Raw genomic sequence first — 24,794 nt, forward strand, 5'->3', positions numbered from 1 at the left:
GGTCGACGGGCGATCCGGGCGGAACCGGTGGCCGCGCCGGGATGTTGTTCGGACAGGACCGACGGACGGTGAAAGGAAACCATGATGCTCGGCTGGGCCCTGTTGTTCTTCGTTCTCGCGATGGTGGCCGGGGTATTGGGGTTCGGCGGCGTCGCCACGGCGTCGGCCAATATCGCGCAGATCCTGTTCCTGGTGTTCCTGGTGCTGCTGGTGCTCAGCGCCCTGATCGGCGTCCTGCGCGGGCGCAGTCCACTGTGACCGCGCCCCGACCGCGGCGGACGACGCCCATGGCGCGATGGACGATCGTACCGCGGCGATCGAGCCGGTCGCCCGCGATCCCGGCTTGCCGGATCACCGCGTCGCGGCCACCGCGGCCCCGTCCCGGCGGGCGTCGGCGGCACCGGCGAACGCGCCGGTCTCCGGATCGCGCGAGACCGCGTGCATGCCACCGGCGGACCACGACACCGGCCCGACCACCTCGACGCCGTGGCCGCGCGCCCGCAGCTTCTCGACGACGTCCGCCGGCACCCGGTTCTCCAGCATCACGCGGGTGCCGTCCCACAGCCGGCCGCGCGGCGCGTCGATCGCCGCCTGCAGGTCGAGCCCGTAGCCGAGGAGGTGCACCATCGCCTGGCTCTGGGTCTGCGGGATGCCGTAGCTGCCGGGGGTGCCGAGGCACAGCACCGGCTTGCCGTCGACGGTCGAGACCGACGGCGCCAGGCACATGGCGAAGCGCTCGCCGGGTTTCAGGAAGTTCGGCGATTCCGGGCTGAGATCACCCCAGTTCATGAAGTTGTTCAGGCACAGCCCGGTGCCCGGGATCACCGTGCCGGACCCGAACGGCGAGCCGAGGCTCTGGGTGATGCAGACCGCGTTGCCGTCGGTGTCCATGGCGGAGAACGAGGTGGTGTGCTCCTTCAGGCTCGGGCCGGTGGCGAGCGGGCCGTCGCCGTGCTGCTCGGTGCGGCCCCAGACCGGCGAGCCGTCGGTCAGCCGGGCGCGCAGCGGGGCCAGCGTCGCCTCCGACAGCAGCGCCTCGATGTCCGCGACCGGCGCCTTGTTGCGACGGATGCGCAGCTCGGCGGCGATCCTGATCGCCCGGAACACCCGGTCGAGGTGCTCCTCGCCGAGATGCGGCAGCCCGGAAAAGTCGGTTTCGGCCAGCAGCCGCAGGGTGGTCAGGAACTGGAACGACTCGGCCGGCGGCGGCGGGACGTGCACGCTCAGGCCCCGGAACTCGGCGACGATCGGGTCCTCCCACACCGGCTCGACGGCTTCCAGGTCGTCCATGCCGATGCAGCCGCCCATCTTGGCCAGCTCGTCGACCACGCGCTTGCCGAGCGCGCCACCATACAGCGCGCCCGGGCCGTCGGCGGCGATGGTCGCCAGCGTGTCGGCCAGCTCCGGCTGACGAAGGATCATCCCGACCTTGGGGGCACCGTCGAACGCGAAGATCGGCGCCCAGCCGTCCGACATCTTGCGGTTGGCGCAGACCGCGATGATGTCCAGGTAGAACGGCGAGATCGGGAACCCGTCGCGCGCCAGGGTGATCGCCGGGGCGAAGCACTCGGCCAGCGACTTGCGCCCGTAGGTCTTGTTCAGGGTCGCCCAGCCGGCGAGGTTGCCCGGCGTTCCGCCGGCCAGCGGGCCGTCGACCGTGGCCTCCTTGGCGATGCTGTCGGTCGGGAACCGCCGCGGCACCGGCGGGTGGAAATCGAGAGCCCGGACGCGCCCTTCGGACGCCGGATAGAAGGTCGCGAGGCCCAGGCCGAGCATGCCCGACATGAACGGCTCGGTGACGTTGAGCGCGGCGGCGGTCGCCACGATCGCGTCGAAGGCATTGCCGCCGGAGTCGAGCATGGCGGCGCCGGCGGCGGCGGCCAGCGGGTGGGCGGCGGCGACCATGCCCTTGACCGAACGGACGGACGGGCGGCTCTGGTGAGCGGGCATCTCTGGATCCTCGATTGGTAGGACGGGCGGGCCGAAGCAGGCGGGATGACAGAATGACGCGGACCGGCCGCGCTCGTCACGCCCGTTCTTGCAGCCTGATCCGCGCCACCAGTGTCGCCCCGACCAGCAGCAGGGCGAGGGCGATCGCCGACGGCACGACGGCGGCGTCGATCAGCTCGCGGAACGCGACCCGCCAGGGAATCCCGACCGCCACGCGGTATTGCGGCGTGTACAGGCGCCGCGGCCGGACCTCGTAGATCGCGTCGAAATAGCCCCTGGGCCGCTGCCAGCGTCGCAGTCCGGGCGTTAGCCCGGTCGCCGCGGCGATCCGGTTGCCTTCCAGCAGCGCGACGTAGCCGATGATGCGGTTGGAGGCGCGGTACTCCTGGACCACGTCGTCGAGCCCGGACAGGTCCTCGGGCGAGATGCCGACCGCGACCGCCTCGCCGAGTCGGGCGCCCAGCGACGAGGCGTATGCGCCCGCCGTCTCGGCCGCCTTCTCGGCGGCAAGGCCCGCCAGGGTGGAGGCGGTCAGCGCGAGACCGAGGGCTGCGACCGTCGCGTAGGCGCCCAGCAGGTCGCGGCGCGACGCGAAGAACTCCGGATTGGCGATGGCGAGGCCGTGGACGATCAGGCCGATCGTCAGCAGGGTGGTCGCCGCCAGCCCGGCCAGCGCGGCGTTGCGCGTCAGGTCGCCGACCGGGTCGCGCGCGAAGACCAGTTCCACGGTGCCGACCGGCCCGAACCGGTTGACGACCGGCAGGGCGACCCTGGACAGCTCGCCGATCCGGTCGACCACGACGTCGTCGGCGGAGATCGTGGCGCCGAACGCGGGCGCGGACCCGGCGACGCCGGCGTCGATCGTCGAAAGCACCGGACGGCCACCGAGGTCGCGCACGACGATCGCCCGGACGCCGGGATTGGCATGGAAGACCCGGGCAGAGACCGCCGGAAACCCGATGAAGTCCTTGAGCGGCAGGCCCATCGCCAGCATGCCGGACATGGCGTTGCGCACGGTCTCGGCCTCGGTCCGGATTCGGGCGGTGTCGAACCGGGCGGCGACCTGCAGCCAGATTGCCGCGCCCAGCACCAGGATGGCCAGCAGGGTCAGCGCGAATGCCAGCACGGTCCGCAGCCGAGCAGCGGCGAGGGCCGCGCTGTCGAGACCGCCTTCAAGCTCCGTGGTCGCCAGATCGCTTGCCACGATCGTCCCTTCAGCTATCGGTGGCCGACAGAATAGGCGGTGACCCGTCGGTTGCAATGGCGTGGGACGCCGGGGCCGCGCACCACCGGCCGTTGCCGCGACTCCCGGGACTGTGAAAGAGTGCCCCGCGCGCCACGGACCGCGGCGCAGGATTCCGGCGGGGCAGGGGGAAGGATGCAAGAGGCGAACGCCAGCAGGGCCTCGGCGGCAGCGGAGCGCATGGCGCTGACCCGGCGCTACGGCCTGATCCTGGGGTTGGCCTACGCCGTCCTGGTGGCGGCCGCGGTCGGGTTCTTCCTCTACCAGACCGACGAGCGGGAGAAGGCCGAGTGGCGGGCGGTCGCCGGCCGGGTGAAGGAGCACGCCCTGATCCTGGATGCGCTGGCCGGGGCGGTCGCGGACCGCGTCAGGGAACTGCAGGAGGACGCGCGGACCGGTGCCGCCGGGGTCGTACGGCACGGCCCGGCGGTCGACGATACGGTGGTCGTCGGCGCGCAGGGGCGGCTCGAGTTCCAGGTAGGCGGGGCCGGCAACGTGCCGCCGACCGCGGCGATCGCCGGCCGGATCGGGGGCGAGGCCTTCCGGGACATCCGCGACGAACTCGGGATGGCACTCGGGCTGCTCGAGGAGTTCCGCTATCTCGTGACCCTGCTGCCGATCGTCGACCGGGCCTACTATGTGTCCCGGCGCGAGTTCGCCGTGGCGTTGCCGGCCACAGCGTCGGAAGCGGAGGCGGTGCTGGACGGCCCCCTCGGCCCGGCCCTGCTGCGCGCGGTGTCGCCGGAGGTGGACCGCACGCGCAGCCCGGTCTGGCTGGACGGCAGCGACCTGCCGGGAGGCGGCGACCGGATCGTCCATCTGGCTCCGGTCTATCGCGAGGACCGGTTTCTCGGGGCGGTCGTGCTGGAGGTCTCGACCGCCTACCTCAACCGCGTGAACGGGGACTTCGACTACCCGGTCGGCACGACCATGCTGATCGGGTCGCAGGGGGCGCTGCTGGCCTATCCGCGTTCCAGCCACCTGGCCGTGACCCTGGGCGCCCCGTTCCGGACGCTGCCGGAGGGCGTCGCGGCGGCGGTCGAGAGCGCCCTGACCCTGGCGGACCGGGAGTTCGCCGGCGAGGGCGCGTCGCTGCGCTATGCCGAGCGCCTGGAGGCGGCCCCCTGGACGCTGGTCTATGTCGGCGACCGCTGGGCGGTCCTGCAGGGGCTGGTGCTGGACTACGGGCCGCAGACCCTGGCCCTGGTGGCGGTGCTGACGGTGATGCTGCTGATCGCCGGCGGGCTGACCCGGCGCGAATTCGTCGACCCGGCGAGCCGGCTGGTCGAGCACATCCGGGCGGCCGGCGAGGTCGGGCCGGAGGGGCCGCCGCGGGTGCCGATCGCCTGGCGCCCGTGGTTCCGGACGGTAACCGCGGTGTTCCGCGAGAACGCGGACCTGGTGCGGTTGCGCCAGGAACTGCAGATCGCCCGCGACATGCAGGCCTCGGTGCTGCCGCGGCAGCCGCTGCGTCACCGCGAGCTCAGCATCGTCGGCCGGATGCAGCCGGCGCTCGAGGTCGGCGGCGATTTCTACGACTACTTCCGGATCGACGACGACCGGGTCGGGGTGGTGATCGCCGACGTCTCCGGCAAGGGCGTGCCGGCCAGTCTGTTCATGATGATCACCCGGACCCTTCTGAAGGCGGCCGGCCTGTCCGGCGACGGCCCGGGCGCCTGCCTGGAGCGGGTCAACGACCTGCTGGAGGCGGAGAACGACCAGGCGATGTTCGTCACCGTGTTCTACGGCGTCATCGACCTCTCGAAACGGACCCTGGTGTACGCCAACGGCGGCCACAACCCGCCGATGCTGCTGCAGGCCGACGGCACCGTCCGGTCGGTCGAGCCCCTGGGCGACCCGATCCTGGCGGTGGTTCCGGGTGCCGGCTTCCGCGAGGCGCGCCTCGACCTGCAGCCGGGCGACGCGCTGCTGCTGTACACCGACGGACTGACCGAGGCGTTCAGCGCCGCCGGCGAGGAGTTCGGCGAGCCGCGGCTGACGGCCGCCCTGGCCGGGGCGAAGGGCGGCGAGGCGGCGGCCGTTGCCGATCACTGCATTGCCGCGGTCGAGGCGTTCTCCGTCGGGGCCGCCCAGTCCGACGACATGACCTGCCTGGTCGCCCGCATCTCGCCGGCGGCCTGATCCGTCGCTCGACCGTCCGGAAAGCCCGAGCCGGTCGCCTCGGTCACGACCCGGCGCGAGATCGGACTGACGCTTCGATTGTTTTCCATGTATGGAAACGATGGCGGCCGTACCGGCGCCGATGTCATCCCGGGATCCACATGCCCGTCGAAGCCCTGATGCTGACGCTGGTCGCAGCGGTCATGCACGCGAGTTGGAACGCCATCGTGAAGGTCGTCATGGACCGGGCGGTGGTCCTCGGCCTGATCGCGCTCTCCCACACCGCGGTCGGCGCCGTCATGATCGCGATCGCCGGGATCCCGAACCCGGCGAGCTGGCCGTTCATCCTGGCCTCGACCCTGCTGCACTACGGCTACTACGTCTGCCTGCATCACGCCTATCGGGTCGGCGACCTCAGCCAGGTGTACCCGCTGGCCCGCGGCCTGGCGCCGCTGCTGGTGGCGCTCGGCGCCTGGGCGTTCGCCGGCGAGACGATGTCGCCGGCGGCCTGGGGGGCGGTCCTGCTGGCCTCGGCGGGCATCTCGGCGCTGGCGTTCTCGCGCCGCGGCGGCATGTGGGACCATCCGCCGACGCTGTTCTACACGGTGGCGACCGGGCTGATCATCGCGTCCTACAGCGTGGTCGACGGCATGGGGGTGCGGCTGGCCGGCCAGCCGCTGGCCTACATGGGCTGGCTGTTCGTGTGGGAGTTCCCGGTGTTCGTGACGGTGCTGCTGCGCCGCCGTCGGACCCTGCATGCGATCCCGCTTGCCGGCGTGGTCAAGGGGATCGGCGGCGGCCTGCTGTCGGTCGCGGCCTATTCGCTGGTTATCTACGCCGCCACCCTGGCGCCGCTGGCGGCGATCTCGGCGGTCCGGGAGTCGAGCGTCATCATCGCCGCGCTGATCGGCACGCTGCTGCTCGGCGAGAGCCACTGGCGCCAGCGCTGCGGCGCGGCCGCCGTCGTCGCGGTCGGCATCGCGTTCCTGGCGACCCTGAAGTAGCCCCGATCCCGACCGTTCAGCGGAACAGCGCCACCGGGATCATGCACGAACGGATCATCTCGGTGGTGGTCGAGCCGATGATCAGGCTGCGGATCCGCGAGTGGCCGTAGGCCCCCATTACCAGCAGGTCGATCGCGTCGGTCTCGACCCGTCGGGCGATCGCCGCTTCGGGCTGGCCCGGCTCGATGTCGGCGGTCACGTCGTAGCTGGCGGCGCGCAGCAGGGTGGCGGCGTCGTCCAGGCGCTTGCGGGCCTCCGGGGTGTCGGCCCCGACCGTCAGCAGCCGGCACTCCAGCCCGGCGAACAGGGGGCTGCGGGCGACGTGGTCGACCGCCTTCATGGCGCTGGTGCCGCCGTCGAACGCGATCAGGAACCGCTTGACCGGCCGGAACGCCCGCGACGCCACCAGCACTGGGCGGTGGGTCGAGCGCACCACGCGCTCCAGGTTGGAGCCCAGGTGCAGTTTGGCGAAGTCGGCGGCCTCGCCGCGCTTGCCGACCACGATCAGGTCGGCGGCGGCCCCGAACTCCATGACCGTGTCGACCAGGTCGCCGTGCCGCAGCCGGGTGGTCACGGTCTCGACGCCGTCCTCGTGCAGCCGGGCCTTGGCCTCGTCGAGGATGACCCGGCCGCGCTTCTGGGCCAGCTTGGCGCGCCGAGCGTCCAGTTCGGTCAGTTCCTCGAGCAGGGCGGTGCGGGCGCCGAGCCCGATGCTGCCGCTGAGGTTGACCGGCTCGCTGGCGACGTCCCGCCGCCCGAGGACATGCAGGACTTCGACCGCGGCGCCGGTCCGGCCAGCGGCCCAGGCGGCGTGGTCGCATACGCTCTGCGAATAGATCGACCCGTCGATCAGCGCGATCAGCCCGCTCATCGCGGTTCCTCCTTCAGTGCGCCATCAGGCGATCGAGGGCGCCCGGCTTGTCGTGGATGGCCAGCCGGTCGACGATGGTCTCGCTGGCCTCGTTCATGCCGACCAACTCGACGTCGGCACCCTCGCGCCGGAACTTCAGCACGACGGCGTCGAGCGCGGCCACGCTGGAGATGTCCCAGATGTGCGCGCGGCTGACGTCGATCGTGACGTTCGCGAGCACTTCCTTGAAGTCGAAGGCGGCGGTGAAATCCTCGGCCGAGGCGAAGAACAGCTGGCCCTCGACCACGTAGGTGCGGGCCATCGCGTCGTCCGACAGGGTCGAGGTCACGCGGAACACCTGGGCGATCTTCCAGGCGAAGAGGATGCCCGACAGCAGCACGCCGACCAGCACGCCGATCGCCAGGTTGTGGGTGGCGACGACCGCCACGACGGTGGCCAGCATGACCGCGCTGGAGCTGCGCGGGTGGGTCGCCAGGTTCCTGATCGACGACCAGCTGAACGTCCCGACCGACACCATGATCATGATCGCGACCAGCGCCGCCATCGGGATCCGGCTGACCAGGTCGCCCAGCACCACGATCAGGAACAGCAGGAACACGCCGGCGCAGAAGCAGGACAGCCGGCCGCGGCCGCCCGACTTCACGTTGATCATCGACTGGCCGATCATCGCGCAGCCGGCCATGCCGCCGATGAAGCCGGTGGCGATGTTGGCGAAGCCCTGGCCGACGCATTCCCGGTTGCGGTCACTCGGCGTGTCGGTCAGGTCGTCGACGATCTGCGCGGTCATCAGGGATTCCAGCAGCCCAACCGCGGCGACCCCGGCCGAGTAGGGCAGGATGATCGCCAGGGTTTCCAGGGTCAGCGGCACGTCCGGCAGCAGGAACACCGGCAGGGTCGACGGCAACTCGCCCATGTCGCCGACGGTCCGCACGTCGAAGCCGAAGCCGATCGACACGCCGGTCAGCACGATGATGCAGATCAGCGGCGACGGCACCGCGGTGGTGATCCGGGGGAACAGGTAGATGATCGCCAGCCCGGCCGCGACCATGGCGTAGGTCAGCCACGGCACGCCGATCAGTTCGGGCAGCTGCGCCAGGAAGATCAGGATCGCCAGCGCGTTGACGAAGCCGGTCATGACCGAGCGCGACACGAACCGCATGACGTAGCCGAGGCGCAGGGCGCCGGCGCCGATCTGCAGGACGCCGGCGAGCACCGTGGCCGCCAGCAGGTACTGCAGCCCGTGCTCCTTCACCAGGGTCACCATCAGCACCGCGGTGGCGGCGGTGGCGGCCGAGATCATGCCCGGCCGGCCGCCCATGATCGCGGTGACGACGGCGATCGAGAACGAGGCGTACAGACCGATCTTCGGGTCGACCCCGGCGATGATCGAGAACGCGATCGCCTCGGGAATCAGCGCCAGCGCCACCACCAGGCCGGACAGCAGGTCGCCGCGGACGTTGCCGAGCCACTCGGAACGGAGTCGGTACAGGATATCGGCAGTCAAAGCATCCTCCGCGCAGCGCCTGGGATGGCTGCCGCGTCACATCGGCTCGGGAAGGTCGGGGGGACCGGATCGAACAGTTATGCTGCATCGCAGCATCAATTGTTGATAACCGCTTGGGGCCGTTTCTGCAACCCTTGTACCGCGTTGCGGGAAAGCCTGTGGGTTGAAAGCATCCGGTGGTTCGGGCAGCTTGCGGCCGGCCCGGACGACGGGCACCGAGGTGTTCGGGGGATTCCGGTTGCGCGTACTCTCGATGCTGGCAGGCGCCCCGAGCGGCGGGGCCGAGACCTTCTTCGTGTCGCTGGTCACCGCCTTCGCGGCGGCCGGCGTGGAGCAGCGCGCGGTGATCCGGCGCAACCCGACGCGCGCCGCCCTGCTGCGCGATTCCGGCGTGCCGGTGCGCGAGGTCGCCTACGCCAAATGGCTCGACCTCGGGACCCGGCTGGCGCTGCGCCAGGAGGTGCGGCGCTTCGACCCGGACGTCGCCATCGCGTTCATGAACCGCGCCGCCGACCGAATGCCGGACGGCCGGCACCTGAAGCTCGCCCGGCTCGGCGGGTTCTACGACATCAAGTACTACCGGCGCTGCGATCACCTGATCTGCATCACCCACGGCATCCGACGGCACATGATCGCCCAGGGCTGGCCGGAGGAGCGTGCCCACTACCTCGGGAACTTCGCCGAGGCTGCCGACGTGCCGGCGGCCGACCGAGCGGCCTACGATACGCCGGCCGACGCGCCGCTGCTGTTCACGCCGTGCCGGCTGCACCGGGCCAAGGCGATCGACGTGCTGCTGAAGGCGCTCGCCAGGCTGGACGGCGTGTACCTGTGGATCGCCGGCGACGGGCCGGACCGGGCGGCACTGACCGCGCTGGCCGACGAGCTGGGCGTGTCCTCGCGGGTCCGGTTCCTGGGCTGGCAGGTCGCCACCGGGCCGTTCTTCCGGGCCGCCGACGTGGTCGCCTTCCCGTCGCGCCACGAGCCGTTCGGCACCGTCAGCCTGGAGGCCTGGGCCTACGGCAAGCCGCTGGTGACCACCGACGTCGACGGACCGGCCGAGCTGGTGCGGCCGGAGCAGGACGCGGTGATGGTGCCGCGCGACGACGTCGACGCGCTGGCCGAAGGGGTGCGCCGGGTGGTCGAGGACAAGGCGTTCGCGGCGCGTCTGGTCGAGGCCGGGCGGGCCCGGCATGCGGCCGAGTTCACGCGCGAGATCTGCGTGCGGAACTATCTGGCGCTGTTCGACCGGCTCCGGTGATGCTAGGGGAGGGCACCGCGCCGTTGCCCGCGCCGCTCCGAACACACGACGAGGCCGCCGCACATGACCGACGCCGGTGACATTTCGTCCCGTCCGCCGCTGTCCGTGGTGATCCCGGTGTGCGACGAGGCCGACAGCATCCCGGAGGTGCTGCGCGAGCTGCTGGACAAGGCCGGCGGCGCCTACGACCTGGACGTGGTGGTGGTCGACGACGGCAGCCGCGACCGTTCGGCCGACGTGGTCGAGGCGTTCGCGGCGGGCGAGCCGCGGATCCGGCTGATCCGCCACAAGCGGCGCTGCGGCAAGAGCTCGGCGCTGCGGACCGGCGTCGTGGCGGCGCGCAACCGCTGGGTCGGCATGATCGACGGCGACGGCGAGAATGACCCGGACGACCTCGTGGCGATGGCCAGGCGCATCGACCCGGCGCGGATCGGCGCGGTCGGCCTGGTCGCCGGCAACCGCCGCCGCCGGACCGCCGGGCCGTGGCGGCTGATCGCCTCGCGGATCGCCAACGGCATCCGCCGGCGTGCCCTGCAGGACGACTGCCCGGACACCGCCTGCGGCCTCAAGGTGATCCCGCGGGAGCTGTTCCTGGCGCTGCCGTACTTCGACAGCCTGCACCGCTACATGCCGGCGCTGGTCCGCAAGTACGGCTTCGAGGTGGTGAACATGGCCGTGGACGACCGGCCGCGGATCTCCGGGCAGTCGAAGTACACCAACCTGCGGCGCGCCCTGGTCGGCATCGTCGACCTGCTCGGCGTGTACTGGCTGCTGCGGCGCACCAGCGTCGGCGCGCTGCCGTTCGAACGCGGCGGGGACGGCAAGTGAGCTCGACGGCGTGGATGGCCGGCGGCGGGCCGGCGGGCCTGTCCTGGCGGGCCTGGGTCATGGTGCTGGTTCTGGCGGTCGCGGCCCTGCTGCCCGGGATATCAGCGATCCCGGTGATGGACCGCGACGAGGGCCGCTACGCCCAGGCCACCAAGCAGATGATGGAGACCGGCGACTACGTCGACATCCGCCTGCAGGACGCCACCCGCTACGGCTACCCGATCGGCACCTACTGGGCGAAGGTGGCGAGCGCGCAGCTGTTCGGCGGCGCCGAGGCGCCGATCTGGGCGTACCGGCTGCCGTCGTTCCTGGCCGGGGTGATCGCGGTGCTGGGGACAGCCTGGCTGGCCGCAAGGATCGGCGGGCCGGCGGCCGGGGTCGGGGCCGGGCTGCTGCTGGCGGTCTCAGTGGTGGTGGCGGTGGAGTCCCGGGTCGCGCGGAGCGACGCCCTGCTGCTGGCCTGCGTGGTGGTGGCGCAGGCGGCGCTGTGGCGGCTGTCCCGGTCGAGCGAGGAACGCCCGCGCTTCCGGGGCGCGCCGCTGGTGTTCTGGGCGGCGCATGCGGTCGGCGTGCTGATCAAGGGGCCGATCATCACCCTGGTGGTGGGGCTCACGATCGCCGCCTGGTGCCTGTGGCACCGCGACCGGTCGCTGCTGCGCCGGCTGCACATCCTCAAGGGGCTCGGCGTCACCGCGCTGGTGGTGCTGCCCTGGCTGGCGGCGATCACCCTCGAGACCGGCAACGCCTACCTGGAGGAAGCGATCGGCCGCTCGATGATGGGCAAGGTGGCCAAAGGCGACCGCGCCCACGGCGCGCCGCCGGGCTATCACCTGGTGGCGCTGTTCATCGCGTTCTGGCCGGGCGCGCTGCTGGCCGGGGCCGCGGCGGGGCTGGCCTGGGCGCGCCGGCACGAGCCCGACATCCGGTTCCTGGTCTGCTGGTCCGTGCCGACCTTCCTGGTGTTCGAGGCGGTGGCGACCAAGCTGCCGCACTACACCATGCCGACCTACCCGGCGCTGGCGATCCTGACGGCGCTGGTGCTGGCGACCGGGTTCTCGCCAGAAGGCAGGTGGCGGTGGGTGCACCGCGTGGTGGCCGGGGTGTTCTGCGTGGTGACGGTGGCACTTGCCCTGGTGCCGGTCGCCGGGCCGCTGTTCTTCGAGACCCGGTTCGAGCATCTGTACCAGAGGACCACCCACGAGACTGATTGGGGCTTCCCGGCTGTCGTCGTCGGCCTCGCAATTCTGGGGGCGGGCGTCTGGGTCCTGCGTCGCCGGACGGTCGGGCGCGTGGTCACCCTGTCGGTGCTCGTCGCGGGCTTCTACGCCCTGATGTTCCAGGGCGTGTTTCCGAGGCTTGATCTGCTTTGGCCGTCGCGGACCCTCGCGGAGCGAGTAGCCACGCTGGCCGGCTGCGACCGGCGACAGATCGAGATCACCGGCTATGCCGAGCCGAGCGCGGTGTTCTACCTCGGAACCGACACCGGCCTGGGCGACCCGGACGATGCGGCCGCGTTGCTGAAGCGGAATCCCGGGTGCGGGATCGCGGTGGCCACGGATCGTGACCGGGAAGCCTTCCTGGCGGCGGCATCGGCTCTCTACGTGACAGTCCGGGAGTTCGACAGTTTCGCGGGCTTCAACTACACCCGCGGCAAGCCCGTCACGATGACGATCTATCTCGCCGAGGGCACCGAGCTGCGGCGCCGGTGACCGTTCAGCGCCGTTCCGGTCGTGCGTTTGCGAACAATTTGACAGGTTTCGAACGGAGCGGAATGATCTCCGTATAGAGGCAGGAAGGATGGCGCGGCTGCGGCCGATTGCGGCAGTCACGAGACTGTCACGAAACCGTAGCGAAACCGACTCGGGTGCCGTCGACACTGCCCGCCGCGGCCGGGAGTGCGACCGGGGACGCCGCCGATGGGGCGGCAGTCGCGGTTGCATACGGCTATCACAGGGAAAGGGACACGGACATGAATCTGCGGGGGCTTAAATCCACCGTCGCCGCGAGCGCACTGGCGCTGGCGGCCCTGACGGTGAGCGCGCATGCCGAGACCACGCTGACGGTCTACACCGCGGTCGAGGCCGAGGATCTCAAGCGCTACGCCGAGACCTTCAATGCCGACCATCCGGACATCAAGATCAACTGGGTGCGCGATTCGACCGGCGTGGTCACCGCCAAGCTGCTGGCCGAGAAGAACAACCCGCAGGCCGACGTGGTCTGGGGGCTGGCCGCCACCTCGCTGCTGCTGCTGAAGTCCGAGGGCATGCTGGAGCCGTACGCGCCGAAGGGCGTGGAGAAGCTCGACAAGAAGTTCGTCGACAAGTCCAACCCGCCGACCTGGACCGGCATGGACGCCTGGGTCGCGGCGGTCTGCTTCAACACCGTCGAGGCCGGCAAGCTCGGCCTGCCGGCGCCGACCTCGTGGAAGGACCTGACCAAGCCCGTCTACAAGGGCCACGTGATCATGCCGAACCCGAACTCCTCGGGCACCGGCTTCCTCGATGTGTCGAGCTGGCTGCAGCTGTTCGGCGAGGCCGAGGGCTGGAAGTACATGGACGCGCTGCACGAGAACATCGCGCGCTACACCCACTCCGGCTCCAAGCCGTGCAAGCTGGCCGGCGCCGGCGAGATCCCGATCGGCATCTCCTTCGCCTTCCGCGGCGCCAAGGAGAAGGCCAACGGCGCGCCGATCGAGGTGATCGTGCCGTCCGAGGGCATCGGCTGGGACATGGAGGCGACCGCGATCATCGCCGGCACCTCGAAGCTCGACGCCGCCAAGACCCTGGTCGACTGGACGATCAGCAAGAAGGCCAACGAGATGTACAACACCGGCTATGCCGTGGTGGCGTACCCGGGCGTGGCCAAGCCGGTTCCGAACTTCCCGGACAACATCATCGAGAAGATGATCGACAACGACTTCGAGTTCGCCGCCAACAACCGCAAGGCGATCCTCGAGGAGTGGCAGAAGCGCTACGACTCCAAGTCCGAAGCGAAGTAACGCCAGGTTGAGGATACCGGGGGTGGCGGGCGCCGGCACGACCGGCGGCCCGCCACCGCCTTTTCGATCGGACGGACCGGCATGACCAGCACCAGCACACCGGGCGGCGAGGCGGCGAGGCCGTTTCTGCGCGTCTGCAATCTCGTCAAGGCCTTCGGGCCGTTCCTGGCCCTGAAGGACATCTCGCTCGACGTGATGGAGGGCGAGTTCGTCTGTTTCCTGGGGCCGTCCGGCTGCGGCAAGACCACGCTGCTGCGGGCGATCGCCGGCCTCGACCTGCAGACCTCCGGCGGTATCGAGCAGGCCGGCCGCGACATCTCGCTGCTGCCGCCGTCGCAGCGCGACTTCGGCATCGTGTTCCAGTCCTACGCCCTGTTTCCGAACCTGACAGTCGCGCGCAACGTGGCCTACGGACTCGAGAGCCTCGGGCTGAAGCGCGCCGAGATCGACCGCCGGGTCGCCGACCTGCTGGAGCTGGTCGGCCTGCCGGACCAGGGGGCCAAGTATCCGTCGCAGCTGTCCGGCGGCCAGCAGCAGCGCATCGCGCTGGCCCGGGCCATCGCCATGTCGCCCGGCCTGCTGCTGCTCGACGAGCCGCTGTCGGCGCTGGACGCCAAGGTCCGGGTCCATTTGCGCCACGAGATCAAGTCCCTGCAGCGCCGCATCGGGGTGACCACCATCATGGTCACCCACGACCAGGAGGAGGCGCTGTCGATGGCCGACCGCATCGTGGTGATGAACCACGGGGTGATCGAGCAGGTCGGCACGCCGGCGGAGATCTACCGCGAGCCGGCCACCCTGTTCGTCGCCGACTTCATCGGTGCCATGAACAAGCTGCCGGTGCGGGTCGAGGATGCCGAGCATGCCCGGCTCGGCGAGACGCGCCTGCAGTGCCGGCCGCATGCCCTGGATCCCGGGGCCGAGGCGACCCTGGCGATCCGTCCCGAGGACGTGGTGCCGGTCGAAGGCAACGGCACCGGCTCCGCCAACCGGTTCGCGGTGACGATTTCCGAGATGGAATTCCTGGGCTCGTTCTGGCGGGCCTGGCTGGCTGGCCCGGCGTTCGGCGCGGCCGGTCTCGAAGCCGATTTCTCGGTCAACGCGATCCGGCGCCTCGGGCTCGAGGAGGGCAAGCAGTTGACCGTCGAGCTGCCGGCCGACCGCCTGCACGTGTTCGCCGGCGCCGGGGTCGACGAGGATGGCTAGTCTCGGCCTCGGCTCCAGGGCGGCCAAGCCGAAGCTGGATCGCGACGCCTGGGCGGTCCGCGCGTTCATGCTGGTGATCGCCCTGTACCTGGTGGTGGCGCTCGCCCTGCCGCTCACCGTCATGCTGTCGAAGTCGCTGTCGACCTACCGGTTCGACCTGACGGCCTTCGAGCTGCAGATCGACAAGGGCGAGGGCTGGAGCGTGCCGGTCACGCTGGCTTCGCTGGCCGACGCCTTGCCGGCCGACAAGCGGCCGGAGCTGGCCACCAACCACGACGGCCGGTTCGGCGTCGTCGACCTGCTGCCGGACTTCAGCTTCCGAGCCAAGACCCGCTACCGGCTGCGCAACGCGGCGGACGGGGCGGTGTACCTGTACGGCTCCGAGCGGATCGCCGACCGCGAGTGGCACGAGTACAGCTCGAACGAGTTCCGGCGGGTGGTCGTGCGCCCAGCCGCCAGCCGCGGGCTGGACAACTACCGCACCTACTTCTCGACGCCGTCGCTGGTGCAGTCGATCGAGAACTCGGCGTGGATCGCCAGCGTCAGCACGGTGCTGACGGTCACGCTGGCGTTCGCCTTCGCCTACGCGCTGGCCCGCACCTGCATGCCGCTGAAGGGGCTGTTCCGGCTGGTCGCGCTGATCCCGATCCTGGTGCCGTCGCTGCTGCCGGGCATCGCGCTGGTCTACCTGTTCGGCAACCAGGGCTTCCTGAAGGAGCTGCTGCTCGGCGAGTCGATCTACGGGCCGATCGGCATCGTCATCGGCTCGGTGTTCTTCACCTTCCCGCACGCCTTCATCATCATCGCGACGGCACTGGCGATTTCCGATTCCCGCCTGCACGAGGCGGCGGTGTCGCTGAAGGCCGGCGCCTGGCGGCGGTTCTGGACGGTGACCGTGCCCGGCGCGCGCTACGGCCTGATCTCGGCGGCGTTCGTGGTGTTCACCCTGGTCATCACCGATTTCGGTCTGCCGAAGGTGATTGGCGGCCAGTACGACGTGCTGGCGGTCGACATCTACAAGCAGGTGATCGGCCAGCAGAACTTCGAGATGGGGGCGGTGGTCTCGGTGGTGCTGCTGGTGCCGGCGGTGATCGCGTTCGCGGTCGACCGGGCGATCCAGCGCCGGCAGGTGGCGGCACTGTCGGCCCGTGCCGTGCCGCTCGAGCCGAAGCCGGATCCGGCGGCCGACTGGTCGGGGTTCGCGCTCTGCCTGGTGGTCGCGGTGTTCATCGTCGGCATCCTGGCGGTCTGCCAATTCGCCGCCCTGGTCAAGCTGTGGCCCTACGACCTCAGCCCGAGCCTGCGGAACTACGAGTTCGACCGCATGGACGGCGGCGGCTGGGAGGCCTACGGCAACTCCATCCGCATGGCGCTGTACGCGGCGGCTATCGGTACCGCCGTGGTCTTCGTCGGGGCCTATCTGGTGGAGAAGACCCAGGGCTTCCGCACCGGCCGGACCCTGTTCCAGTTCCTGGCGATGATGCCGATGGCGATCCCCGGCATGGTGCTGGGGCTGGCCTACATCTTCTTCTTCAACGACCCGGCCAACCCGCTGAACTTCCTGTACGGCACCATGGCGATCCTGGTGCTGAGCACGGTGACCCACTTCTACACGGTGTCGCACCTGACGGCGGTGACCGCGCTCAAGCAGATGGACCACGAGTTCGAGAGCGTGTCGGCCTCGCTGAAGCAGCCGGTCTGGCGGCTGTTCGCGCGGGTGACCGTGCCGGTCTGCCTGCCGGCGATCCTCGACATCTCGATCTATCTGTTCGTCAACGCCATGACCACGGTGTCGGCGGTGGTGTTCCTGTATGCCCCGACCACCAAGCTGGCCTCGGTGGCGGTGCTGAACATGGACGACGCCGGCGACATCGCGCCGGCCGCCGCGATGGGCATGATGATCTTCTACACCAACGTCGCGGCGCGCCTGGTGCACCTGGCGCTGACCCGCGGCCTGCTGGCGCGGACCCAGGCCTGGCGTCGGCGGTAGTCCGGCCTCAGCCGTCGCCGTGACCCGGGGCGGGACGCCTGCGGCGCTGGCGGAACCACCACAGCAGCAGGCCCGCCCAGACCGAGGCGGCAGCGGTGCCCAGCGCGATCGACGGCGCCAGGCGTTCGATGAGCGGCGCGTCGGGGGCCGGCTCGGCGCCGGCCGGCGCGGCTCTCGCCGGGTTGCCGAGGAGCCGCTCGAACCCGGTCCGCGCGCCGGTCGTTTCCGGCTCGGCGCTCGTCGCATCCCCGCCCTCGATGGTCGCCACGACGGCGGGTGGGGCGGCCTCGGCGCGGCCGCTGCCCGGCGGCGGAAGCGGGGTGGCGGAAACCTGCGGCACGGGCACGGCGCGCGGCGCCGGGAACGGCACGGCATCCTTGACGGTACGGACCGTCGCCGCCAGCGCCATCCGGGTCTGCCAGTCGAGCTCGCCGGTGACCGGCAGGTCGCGCTTTCTCTGGAATTCGCGGAGCGCGTCGCGGGTGCGGGCGCCCATCACACCGTCGATCGGGCCGGGGTCGAGGCCGAGGGCGTCCAGCCGTTCCTGGGCCTGCTGGACCGGCGCGGACCACGCGGCCGCGTCGGCCGGCCAGCCCGCGAGCCAGAGGACGCACGCCACCGCCGACAGAGTTCTGAGAAAGCCCGCCATCACGGCCATGGAGATGCGGCCGGCGGCCGGTTTCGTCAATCCCGGTGGTGTCGCGGCTGCCCGGCGTCCGGTGCCGCGCCGGCGGCCTGCTTCAGCGCTTCCAGGGATCGCCGCCGGTCTCCGCCAGCACGAACGGCCCGCCCTGGTAGACCTGCGCCGGATCGTCCGGGTCGGGCGGCGAGGCGTCGATCCGGTCGGCGTGATCCATGGCGTCGTCCTGCGGCGCGTAGCCGAGCCGGTAGGCGGTGCTGTTCACCCAGCACGAGCCGGTGTTGCGGGACATGCCGAACACCACCTGGTAGCCGAGCGCGGGGGTCTCGATCCCAATGCGCACCAACTGGGCGAGGTCGCGCGGGCTCAGCCAGGACGTCAGGCGGCGGCGGTCGACCGGGCGCTCGGCCACGTTGCCGATGCGGATCGCCAGCACGTCGAAGCCGTACTTGTCGGCATACAGGGCACCGAGCGCCTCGCCGAACACCTTGCTGACCCCGTAGCGGGAGTCCGGCTTGAAGTAGGCGTCCGCCTCGATGGTCTCGTCGAGCCGGTAGAAGCCGACGGCGTGGCAGGAACTGGCGAACACCACCCGGCTCACGCCCTCCTGGCGGGCCGACTCGAACAGGTTGTAGGCGCCGACGATGTTGCGATCGAGCACGGCGTTCCAGGAACCTTCGACGGACTGCCCGCCGAGATGCACGACGGCGTCGACGCCCGGCAGCAGGGCGCGCAGGGCATCCATGTCGGTCAGGTCGGCGGCGCGGAAGGTCTCGTGCGCTCGAAGCGCGTCCACCGGCCGGACGTCCGACAACACCAGGCGGTAGGCGGTTCCTAGCTCGCGTCGCAGGTACCCGGCGACGCCACCGGCGGCGCCGGTGATGAGGATGGTCTTGGGCACGCGAGTCTCCAATATTGCGCCGGGCGAACTAGTACGGTTATATGATGAATCTGGAGATCGGCGCAACGCACGTCGGTCCGTCCCCGGCCGGCCGCAAGGGCGGGCCGGGGGGAGGTGAACGAACGAAAGGGAGGACAACACCGTGACGATGCTTCCGTTCCGCGGCATGCGCCGCAGCCTTGCCGCGACCCTGGTCGCGGGCGCAGTCCTCGCGGCGCCGGCCGCGCACGCGCTGGAGATCAAGTCCAGCGACGTGCACCCGATGGGCTATCCGACGACCGATGCCATCCAGTACATGGGCGAGCTGCTGAACAGCTGGACCAGCGGCCGCATGGACATCAAGATCTTCCACTCGATGCAGCTCGGCGGCGAGAAGGAGGCGCTCGAGCAGGTCCAGCTCGGCGCGCTCGAGATGACCCGGGTCAGCGTCGGCGTGGTCGGGCCGATCGTCGAGGAGTTCAACGCGTTCAACCTGCCGTACTTCTTCCGCAGCGTCGAGCACATGCACAAGGTGGTCGACGGCGAGATCGGCACCGAGCTGCTGAACAAGCTGGAGAAGGGCGGGCTGATCGGCCTCGGCTACATGGATGCCGGCTCGCGGTCGTTCTACAACAACACGCGGCCGATCACGTCGATCGAGGATCTCAAGGGCCTGAAGATCCGGGTCATGCAGAACCCGATCTTCATCGAGATGGTCAACTCGATGGGCGGCAACGGCCTGCCGATCTCGTTCAGCGAGCTGTATACCTCGCTGCAGACCGGGGTGGTCGACGGCGCCGAGAACAACCCGCCGTCCTACGAGTCCGGCAAGCACTACGAGGTCGCCAAGTACTACACCCTGACCGAGCACCTGATGGTGCCGGAGATCTTCGTGTTTTCGAAGAAGGTGTGGGACAAGCTGTCGCCGCTGGACCAGCAGCTGATCCGCAAGGCGTCGGTGCTGGCGGTCGAGAAGGAGCGCGAGCTGTGGGCGGCGCGCGAGCGCAAGTCGCTCGAGGCCGTGAAGGCGATGGGCTACCAGGTCGTCACCGACATCGACAAGGAGCCGTTCATCAAGGCGACCGAGCCGGTGCGCATGAAGTTCGGCGAGAAGTTCGCCGACCTGATCAAGCGGGCCGCCGCCGTCAAGTAACCGGCACCACGAGAACGGGCGGGGCGGCCGGGAGGCCGCCCCGTTGCTCCGGTTCGATCGACGGGGACGGAACATGCGAGACCGCTACGTCGCGGCCATGGACAAGCTCTACCTGGTCTGCGTCTTCATCTGCTGTGCGTCGGTCGTCGTCATGACGGCCCTGATCGCGATCGGGGTGTTCTCCCGCTACGTGCTGCAGGTCGGCGCCTTCTACTCGGAGCCGATCTCCATCTTCCTGGCCATCCAGCTCACCTTCTACGGCGCGGCGGTGTGCTATCGCGCCGACACCCATCTCAGGCTGGAGATCGTCGACAACGCGCTGCCGCCGTTGCCGGGCCGTCTGCTGCGGGCGCTGATCGACCTGCTGATGGCCGGGATCTCGGTGTTCATGATCGTGTTCGGGGCGAATCTCGTCGATACGACGATGTTCCAGTCTTATCCGGAGTTCGAGTACGTCCGGGTCGGCGTCGTCTACACGGCGATCCCGCTCGGCGGCCTCGTCACGCTGCTGTTCGTCGTCGAGAAGACGCTGTTCGCCCGGCGCTCGCGCGCCGCCGGGCCCGCGGTCGAGGGCGACGTGACGGGGAGGGCGGCCTGATGGGCGGCGACGTCGGACCGATCCTGCTGATCGGCAGCCTGCTGGGCCTGATCGTCATCGGCACCCCGGTGGCGTACGCGCTCGGGATCTCGTCGCTGATCACCGCCATCTACATCGGGCTGCCGCTCGAGGCCGTGCTGCTGAAGGTCTCGGACGGGGTCGACAACTTCGCGCTGCTGGCGATCCCGTTCTTCATCCTGGCCGGCGCGCTGATGGCCGAGGGCGGCATGGCGTGGCGGCTGGTCAACCTCGCCAATGTCTGCGTCGGCTTCATGCGCGGCGGGCTGGCGATGGTGAACATCCTGGCCTCGATGTTCTTCGGCGGCATCTCAGGGTCGTCGGTCGCCGATACCTCGTCGATCGGGTCGATCCTGATCCCGATGATGAAGAAGCACGGCTACGACGACACCTTCGCGGTGAACGTCACCATCACCTCGTCGACCCAGGGCGTGGTGATCCCGCCGAGCCACAATGCGATCATCTACGCGCTGGCCGCCGGCGGCACGGTGTCGATCGCTCAGCTGTTCCTGGCCGGCATCATTCCCGGGATCATGATCGGCGTCGCGCTGATGATCCTGTCCTACGTGATCTCGGTGCGCCGCGGCTATCCGAAGGGCGAGCTGGTGCCGCTGCGCGAGGCGCTGAAGACCGCCTGGGAGGCGGTCGCCGGGCTGCTGACGATCGGGATTATCGTCGGCGGCGTGGTCGGCGGCATCTTCACGCCGACCGAGTCGGCCGCGGTGGCGGTGGTCTGGGCGTTCGTGGTCACCATGTTCGTCTACCGCGACTACACCTGGCGACAGCTTCCGGCCCTGCTGCACAGCGTCATCAGGACGGTCGCGATGGTGATGATCGTGATCGGTTTCGCCGCCGGCTTCGCCTACCTGATGACGCTGATGCAGATCCCGTTGAAGGCCACGCTGTTCCTGCAGTCGCTGACCGACGACAAGGTGACGCTGCTGGTCATGATCAACCTGATGCTGCTGGTTCTCGGCACCTTCATGGACATGGCGCCGTTGATCCTGATCTGCACGCCGATCCTGCTCCCCCTGGTGAAGTCCATGGGAATGAGCGAGGTGCAGTTCGGCATCGTCATGATGCTGAATCTGTCGATCGGCCTCCTGACCCCGCCGGTCGGGACCACGTTGTTCGTCGGCTGCGCCATCGGCAAGGTCTCGATCGAGAAGGTATCGAAGACTCTCTGGCCCTTCTGGCTCGCGATGCTGGTAGTGTTGATGCTGGTGACGTATATCCCGGCCCTTACCTTGTGGATTCCGAGCCTGCAGTACCCGGGGATCCGCTTCTGAACTCTTGAGTGGAAGGTCGATGACACGACGATGACCATGCCGAAGTTTTCTCCCCTGCCGCCGGCCCGGAACCTGACCGAGGAACTGACGGCGACCCTTGCGGAGCGGATACGCAGCGGTGAACTGGCGGCCTCCGAGAAGCTCCCGACCGAGCAGGAGATGATCGCCGCCTTCGGGGTCAGCCGGACGGTCGTGCGCGAGGCGATCGCGGCGCTGCGGGCCGAAGGGCTCGTGGAGTCCCGGCAAGGGGCCGGCGTGTTCGTGGTCGGCGACAAGCGCCGCCGGCCGTTCCGGATCGAATCCGACGGTGCCGAGACCGTCGAGGGCGTGCTGGCGATCATGGAGCTTCGCCGAAGCGTCGAGATCGAGGCGGCCGGGCTCGCCGCCGAGCGCCGGACCGAGGCCGACCTGAAGGCGATCCACGACGCGGTCGAGGCGTTCGACGCGGCGATCCACAACGGCGACGCGGTGGCTGCCGACTTCCAGTTCCACAAGGCGATCTGCGAGGCGACGGCCAATCCGTACTTCGCGTCGTTCCTGGAATTCCTCGGCTACCACATCATTCCCCGGCAAACCGTGCGGGTGCAGGTGTCCTCGTCCGAGGAGATGACGCGGTACCTGCAGAAGGTCGCGCGCGAGCACCATCAGATCGTCACGGCGATCGAGGCGCGCGACGGGGCCGCCGCCCGGCGTGCCATGGGCCGGCACCTGACGCGCGGCCGCGACCGCTACGCCAGCCTGGTCTCTTCGGTCGAGAGCTGAGGGTCGCAGGAACCGGTCGCCCCTCGACGTGCACGCCAAGACATCATATGACATGATGAGATGATTTCGAGATCATGGAGATGAGTCGATGGCGTCGACCCCCGAGGAACTGAAGCGACAGGTCGGATCCGGACTGCTGTCGTTCCCGGTCACCGACTTCGCCCCGGACCTGTCGTTCGACCGCGACGGTTACGCGGCCCGGTTGGACTGGCTCGGCGGATACGGGGCGGCCGCGCTGTTCGCGGCCGGCGGCACCGGCGAGATGTTCTCGATCACGCCGGGCGAGTACCCGGCGATCGTCGAGACCGCGGTGTCGGTCTGCCGCGGCCGGACCCCGATCATCGCCGGCGTCGGTTACGGTACCCGGCTGGCGGTGGAGATGGCCCAGGCCGCCGAGCGCGCCGGCGCCGACGGCCTGCTGGTGCTGCCGCAGTATCTGATCGCCGCCGAGCAGGAGGGCCTGTTCCGGCACATCAAGGCGATCTGCGACGCCGTCGCGATCGGCGTGATCGTCTACAACCGCGACAATTGCCTGTTCGCCGCCGAGACGGTGGCACGGCTGGCCGAGGCCTGCCCGAACCTGATCGGCTACAAGGACGGCGCCGGCGACATCGAGCGGATGGTGCGCGTCCGCCAGCGGCTCGGCGACCGGCTGGTCTATGTCGGCGGGCTGCCGACCGCGGAGGTCTACGCCGAGGCCTACGACGCCATGGGCGTGACGACCTACTCGTCGGCGGTGTTCAACTTCATCCCGGAGACCGCGCTGGCGTTCTACGGCGCGCTGCGCGGGGGCGACACCGCGACCGTCCGCCGGCTGCTCGACGACTTCTTCCTGCCGTACATCGCGATCCGCGACGAGGCGCGCGGCTATGCGGTCAGCATCGTCAAGGCGGGCGCGAAGCTCGTCGGGCGCGATGCCGGTCCGGTTCGACCGCCGCTGATCGACCTGAACGACGACCAGATGCGGCGGCTGGGCGATCTGATCCGGTCGCTGGCGGCCTGAGCGGTCGACGCCGGATCCGGGCAACGGGGAGGAGAGGGACCGTGAACATCTGCATGGTCGGCTACGGTATGATGGGCGTGTGGCACAGCGACGCGCTGATCGGCCGGGATGCCCGCTTCCACACCCTGGTCGGTCGTCGTCCCGAGGCGGCCCGGGAGTTCGCCGAGCGCTACGGCTACGCCCGATGGACGGTCGATCTCGACGAGGCGCTGGCCGATCCCGAAGTCGACGCCGTCATCATCGCCTCGCCGAGCGAGACCCATCCCGAGTTCGCTCTCAAGGCGATCGCCGCCGGCAAGCCCACGCTGCTGGAGATCCCGCTGGCGATGACCCTGGAGGAGTCGGAAGCGGTGGTGGCTGCCGCCGACGCCCGGGGCGTGCCGTTCGGGCTGTGCCATCCGATGCGCCTGCAGCCCGAATACGGCCCGATCCGCGAGGCGGCCCTGTCGGGAGCCGACCCGATCCGGCAGATCGCCGGGCGGTTCTACATCCACCGGCTGTCGAACGTCGGGGCGACCGGCTACCACCGGAGCTGGACCGACAACATCCTGTGGCACCACTTCGCGCACTTCGTCGACCTCGGGCTCTGGCTGCTCGATTTCGAGGGCGAGCTGGCCTACAGCTTCCTCGGCCCGCTGCACCCGCAGACCGGCATCCCGATGGAGTGCATCCTGTCGGTCGAGACCCCGCGGAACCAGACCCTGCTGGTCTCGGGTTCCTACTGCTCGCGCGAGCGGATCTACGACTCGCTCATCGTGACCGACCGGCAGTCCTACCGCCTGGACATCCTGCGCAACCGGCTGGTCACCGGCGACGGGCCGGTCGAGGTGGCGCCGGAGAAGGACAACCTCGCCCTGGTCACGCAGGATTTCGTCGCGGCGGTCCGGGAGGGAAGGCAGCCTGCCGTGCCCGGCCGCTCGGTGCTGCCGGCGATGCGGGTGCTGCACGCGGCGCAGATGCGCTGGGATGCGATACACGGCCGGCAGTCGCTGCCGGGGCGCCGGCTCTCCGACTAGCCGACGGCGGGGTTCCGCAGCCAGCGCGCCACCGTCTCAAGCCGGAACGGCTTGCTGAGCACCGCGTCGAAGCCGGCGGCGAAGCAGGCCGGTTCGACCCGGTCGAGCCGGTGGCCGGTAACGCAGAGCAACGGGGCCGCCCACAGGCCGGCCTGGGCCGAGCGGATCTGGCGGGCCGAACTCAGCCCGTCGCCGTCCGCCATGTCGAAGTCGAGCAGCGTCAGGTCGTAGACCCGGCGGTGCGCGGCGATCGCGCGGCGGACCGCTTCGGCAGCGGCGTTGCCGGACCCGACGGCCGTCACCGCCAGCCCGATCGACCGCAGCAGGTCGGCATGGACCTCGCGGGTCAGCGCGCAGTCGTCAGCGACCAGAGCAGTGCGTGGACCCATGGCGTCACCGGGCTAGGAATGAGGCACCATCGCCCTTGCCGGCGCTCTCCGGCTATTGGGGACTTCCACAAAT

At 70.0% G+C, this 24,794-nt stretch carries 22 protein-coding genes; 15 read left to right on the plus strand and 7 right to left on the minus strand.

Going from position 1 to position 24,794, the window contains the following annotated elements; translation table 11 throughout:
• Nucleotides 1-84 precede the first annotated feature (84 nt).
• Nucleotides 85-258 (plus strand): DUF1328 domain-containing protein, encoded by a 174-nt coding sequence (locus IE246_RS06660; protein ID WP_189988670.1) that lies wholly within the window; start codon nt 85-87, stop codon nt 256-258.
• Nucleotides 259-351: 93 nt separating this feature from the next.
• Here the strand turns inward: IE246_RS06660 and IE246_RS06665 are convergent, their stop codons facing one another.
• A complete protein-coding gene (locus IE246_RS06665) occupies nt 352-1,950 on the minus strand; it encodes a gamma-glutamyltransferase family protein (RefSeq protein WP_189988189.1) in 1,599 nt (532 codons plus the stop codon).
• Nucleotides 1,951-2,026: 76 nt separating this feature from the next.
• Nucleotides 2,027-3,154, minus strand: coding sequence for a hypothetical protein (locus IE246_RS06670; protein ID WP_189988190.1), 1,128 nt, complete (start codon nt 3,152-3,154; stop codon nt 2,027-2,029).
• Between the two features lie 174 nt (nt 3,155-3,328).
• Here IE246_RS06670 and IE246_RS06675 point away from each other — a divergent pair, with 174 nt between their 5' ends.
• Together IE246_RS06675 and IE246_RS06680 are read left to right on the plus strand one after the other, a co-directional pair.
• Nucleotides 3,329-5,335 carry a PP2C family protein-serine/threonine phosphatase gene (locus IE246_RS06675; protein ID WP_189988191.1) on the plus strand — a complete coding sequence of 669 codons (2,007 nt, stop codon included), beginning with the start codon at nt 3,329-3,331 and terminating at the stop codon, nt 5,333-5,335.
• Between the two features lie 140 nt (nt 5,336-5,475).
• Complete coding sequence (locus tag IE246_RS06680) at nt 5,476-6,318, plus strand: EamA family transporter (RefSeq protein WP_189988192.1); 843 nt, start codon at nt 5,476-5,478, stop codon at nt 6,316-6,318.
• 16 nt (nt 6,319-6,334) lie between these two features.
• Here the strand turns inward: IE246_RS06680 and IE246_RS06685 are convergent, their stop codons facing one another.
• Entirely contained in the window at nt 6,335-7,189 is an 855-nt protein-coding gene (locus IE246_RS06685) for a universal stress protein (RefSeq protein ID WP_189988193.1), read from the minus strand.
• Between the two features lie 13 nt (nt 7,190-7,202).
• Nucleotides 7,203-8,693, minus strand: a complete 1,491-nt coding sequence (locus IE246_RS06690; protein ID WP_189988194.1) for a SulP family inorganic anion transporter — start codon at nt 8,691-8,693, stop codon at nt 7,203-7,205.
• A gap of 238 nt (nt 8,694-8,931) precedes the next feature.
• On the opposite strand from IE246_RS06690, the gene IE246_RS06695 reads away from it, so the two are divergent.
• The 6 genes from IE246_RS06695 to IE246_RS06720 all read left to right on the plus strand — a co-directional run bounded on the left by IE246_RS06695 (nt 8,932) and on the right by IE246_RS06720 (nt 16,973).
• Nucleotides 8,932-9,951, plus strand: coding sequence for a glycosyltransferase (locus IE246_RS06695; protein WP_189988195.1), 1,020 nt, complete (start codon nt 8,932-8,934; stop codon nt 9,949-9,951).
• 63 nt (nt 9,952-10,014) lie between these two features.
• Nucleotides 10,015-10,779, plus strand: coding sequence for a glycosyltransferase family 2 protein (locus IE246_RS06700; RefSeq protein WP_189988196.1), 765 nt, complete (start codon nt 10,015-10,017; stop codon nt 10,777-10,779).
• The gene (locus IE246_RS06705; RefSeq protein WP_189988197.1) at nt 10,776-12,488 is read left to right on the plus strand and encodes an ArnT family glycosyltransferase; all 1,713 of its coding nucleotides are present in this window, start codon (nt 10,776-10,778) and stop codon (nt 12,486-12,488) included. The genes IE246_RS06700 and IE246_RS06705 overlap by 4 nt, the downstream gene beginning before the upstream one ends.
• 260 nt (nt 12,489-12,748) lie before the next feature.
• The gene (locus IE246_RS06710; protein WP_189988198.1) at nt 12,749-13,777 is read left to right on the plus strand and encodes a putative 2-aminoethylphosphonate ABC transporter substrate-binding protein; all 1,029 of its coding nucleotides are present in this window, start codon (nt 12,749-12,751) and stop codon (nt 13,775-13,777) included.
• A gap of 81 nt (nt 13,778-13,858) precedes the next feature.
• Nucleotides 13,859-14,983: a putative 2-aminoethylphosphonate ABC transporter ATP-binding protein gene (locus IE246_RS06715; protein WP_189988199.1), complete on the plus strand. Its 1,125-nt coding sequence runs from the start codon at nt 13,859-13,861 to the stop codon at nt 14,981-14,983.
• Complete coding sequence (locus IE246_RS06720; RefSeq protein ID WP_189988200.1) at nt 14,976-16,973, plus strand: putative 2-aminoethylphosphonate ABC transporter permease subunit; 1,998 nt, start codon at nt 14,976-14,978, stop codon at nt 16,971-16,973. Before IE246_RS06715 ends, IE246_RS06720 begins: the two co-directional genes overlap by 8 nt.
• 7 nt (nt 16,974-16,980) lie before the next feature.
• Here IE246_RS06720 and IE246_RS06725 read toward each other — a convergent pair whose 3' ends face one another.
• Together IE246_RS06725 and IE246_RS06730 are read right to left on the minus strand one after the other, a co-directional pair.
• A complete protein-coding gene (locus IE246_RS06725; protein WP_189988201.1) occupies nt 16,981-17,631 on the minus strand; it encodes a peptidoglycan-binding domain-containing protein in 651 nt (216 codons plus the stop codon).
• Nucleotides 17,632-17,713: 82 nt separating this feature from the next.
• Nucleotides 17,714-18,514 (minus strand): NAD-dependent epimerase/dehydratase family protein, encoded by an 801-nt coding sequence (locus IE246_RS06730; protein WP_189988202.1) that lies wholly within the window; start codon nt 18,512-18,514, stop codon nt 17,714-17,716.
• A gap of 148 nt (nt 18,515-18,662) precedes the next feature.
• Between IE246_RS06730 and IE246_RS06735 the strand changes: the two genes are divergently transcribed.
• From IE246_RS06735 to IE246_RS06760, 6 genes are all read left to right on the plus strand, one after another.
• On the plus strand, nt 18,663-19,646 hold the full coding sequence (locus tag IE246_RS06735; protein WP_229836782.1) for a TRAP transporter substrate-binding protein: 984 nt from the start codon (nt 18,663-18,665) through the stop codon (nt 19,644-19,646).
• A 73-nt stretch (nt 19,647-19,719) separates the two neighbouring features.
• Nucleotides 19,720-20,244, plus strand: a complete 525-nt coding sequence (locus IE246_RS06740) for a TRAP transporter small permease (protein ID WP_189988203.1) — start codon at nt 19,720-19,722, stop codon at nt 20,242-20,244.
• On the plus strand, nt 20,244-21,551 hold the full coding sequence (locus IE246_RS06745; protein WP_189988204.1) for a TRAP transporter large permease: 1,308 nt from the start codon (nt 20,244-20,246) through the stop codon (nt 21,549-21,551). Before IE246_RS06740 ends, IE246_RS06745 begins: the two co-directional genes overlap by 1 nt.
• 30 nt (nt 21,552-21,581) lie before the next feature.
• The gene (locus IE246_RS06750; protein WP_189988205.1) at nt 21,582-22,313 is read left to right on the plus strand and encodes a FadR/GntR family transcriptional regulator; all 732 of its coding nucleotides are present in this window, start codon (nt 21,582-21,584) and stop codon (nt 22,311-22,313) included.
• Between the two features lie 88 nt (nt 22,314-22,401).
• Complete coding sequence (gene kdgD, locus IE246_RS06755; RefSeq protein ID WP_189988206.1) at nt 22,402-23,316, plus strand: 5-dehydro-4-deoxyglucarate dehydratase; 915 nt, start codon at nt 22,402-22,404, stop codon at nt 23,314-23,316.
• Between the two features lie 41 nt (nt 23,317-23,357).
• Nucleotides 23,358-24,332, plus strand: coding sequence for a Gfo/Idh/MocA family protein (locus IE246_RS06760; protein WP_189988207.1), 975 nt, complete (start codon nt 23,358-23,360; stop codon nt 24,330-24,332).
• Here IE246_RS06760 and IE246_RS06765 read toward each other — a convergent pair.
• Nucleotides 24,329-24,721 (minus strand): response regulator, encoded by a 393-nt coding sequence (locus IE246_RS06765; RefSeq protein WP_189988208.1) that lies wholly within the window; start codon nt 24,719-24,721, stop codon nt 24,329-24,331. The genes IE246_RS06760 and IE246_RS06765 overlap by 4 nt on opposite strands.
• Between the last annotated feature and the right edge of the window lie 73 nt (nt 24,722-24,794).

The sequence above is a fragment of the Thalassobaculum fulvum genome (assembly GCF_014652915.1).
In the GTDB taxonomy this organism is placed as follows: Bacteria; Pseudomonadota; Alphaproteobacteria; order Thalassobaculales; family Thalassobaculaceae; genus Thalassobaculum_A; species Thalassobaculum_A fulvum.

What these genes read in the sequence shown, in the direction of transcription:
- kdgD (WP_189988206.1), top strand. Translation starts at nt 22,402, where the DNA reads ATGGCGTCGACCCCCGAGGAACTGAAGCGACAGGTCGGATCCGGACTG.
- IE246_RS06685 (WP_189988193.1), bottom strand. Translation starts at nt 7,189, where the DNA reads ATGAGCGGGCTGATCGCGCTGATCGACGGGTCGATCTATTCGCAGAGC.
- IE246_RS06725 (WP_189988201.1), bottom strand. Translation starts at nt 17,631, where the DNA reads ATGGCCGTGATGGCGGGCTTTCTCAGAACTCTGTCGGCGGTGGCGTGC.
- IE246_RS06720 (WP_189988200.1), top strand. Translation starts at nt 14,976, where the DNA reads ATGGCTAGTCTCGGCCTCGGCTCCAGGGCGGCCAAGCCGAAGCTGGAT.
- IE246_RS06715 (WP_189988199.1), top strand. Translation starts at nt 13,859, where the DNA reads ATGACCAGCACCAGCACACCGGGCGGCGAGGCGGCGAGGCCGTTTCTG.
- IE246_RS06750 (WP_189988205.1), top strand. Translation starts at nt 21,582, where the DNA reads ATGACCATGCCGAAGTTTTCTCCCCTGCCGCCGGCCCGGAACCTGACC.
- IE246_RS06735 (WP_229836782.1), top strand. Translation starts at nt 18,663, where the DNA reads ATGCTTCCGTTCCGCGGCATGCGCCGCAGCCTTGCCGCGACCCTGGTC.
- IE246_RS06665 (WP_189988189.1), bottom strand. Translation starts at nt 1,950, where the DNA reads ATGCCCGCTCACCAGAGCCGCCCGTCCGTCCGTTCGGTCAAGGGCATG.
- IE246_RS06745 (WP_189988204.1), top strand. Translation starts at nt 20,244, where the DNA reads ATGGGCGGCGACGTCGGACCGATCCTGCTGATCGGCAGCCTGCTGGGC.
- IE246_RS06680 (WP_189988192.1), top strand. Translation starts at nt 5,476, where the DNA reads ATGCCCGTCGAAGCCCTGATGCTGACGCTGGTCGCAGCGGTCATGCAC.
- IE246_RS06700 (WP_189988196.1), top strand. Translation starts at nt 10,015, where the DNA reads ATGACCGACGCCGGTGACATTTCGTCCCGTCCGCCGCTGTCCGTGGTG.
- IE246_RS06675 (WP_189988191.1), top strand. Translation starts at nt 3,329, where the DNA reads ATGCAAGAGGCGAACGCCAGCAGGGCCTCGGCGGCAGCGGAGCGCATG.
- IE246_RS06710 (WP_189988198.1), top strand. Translation starts at nt 12,749, where the DNA reads ATGAATCTGCGGGGGCTTAAATCCACCGTCGCCGCGAGCGCACTGGCG.
- IE246_RS06740 (WP_189988203.1), top strand. Translation starts at nt 19,720, where the DNA reads ATGCGAGACCGCTACGTCGCGGCCATGGACAAGCTCTACCTGGTCTGC.
- IE246_RS06660 (WP_189988670.1), top strand. Translation starts at nt 85, where the DNA reads ATGCTCGGCTGGGCCCTGTTGTTCTTCGTTCTCGCGATGGTGGCCGGG.
- IE246_RS06765 (WP_189988208.1), bottom strand. Translation starts at nt 24,721, where the DNA reads ATGGGTCCACGCACTGCTCTGGTCGCTGACGACTGCGCGCTGACCCGC.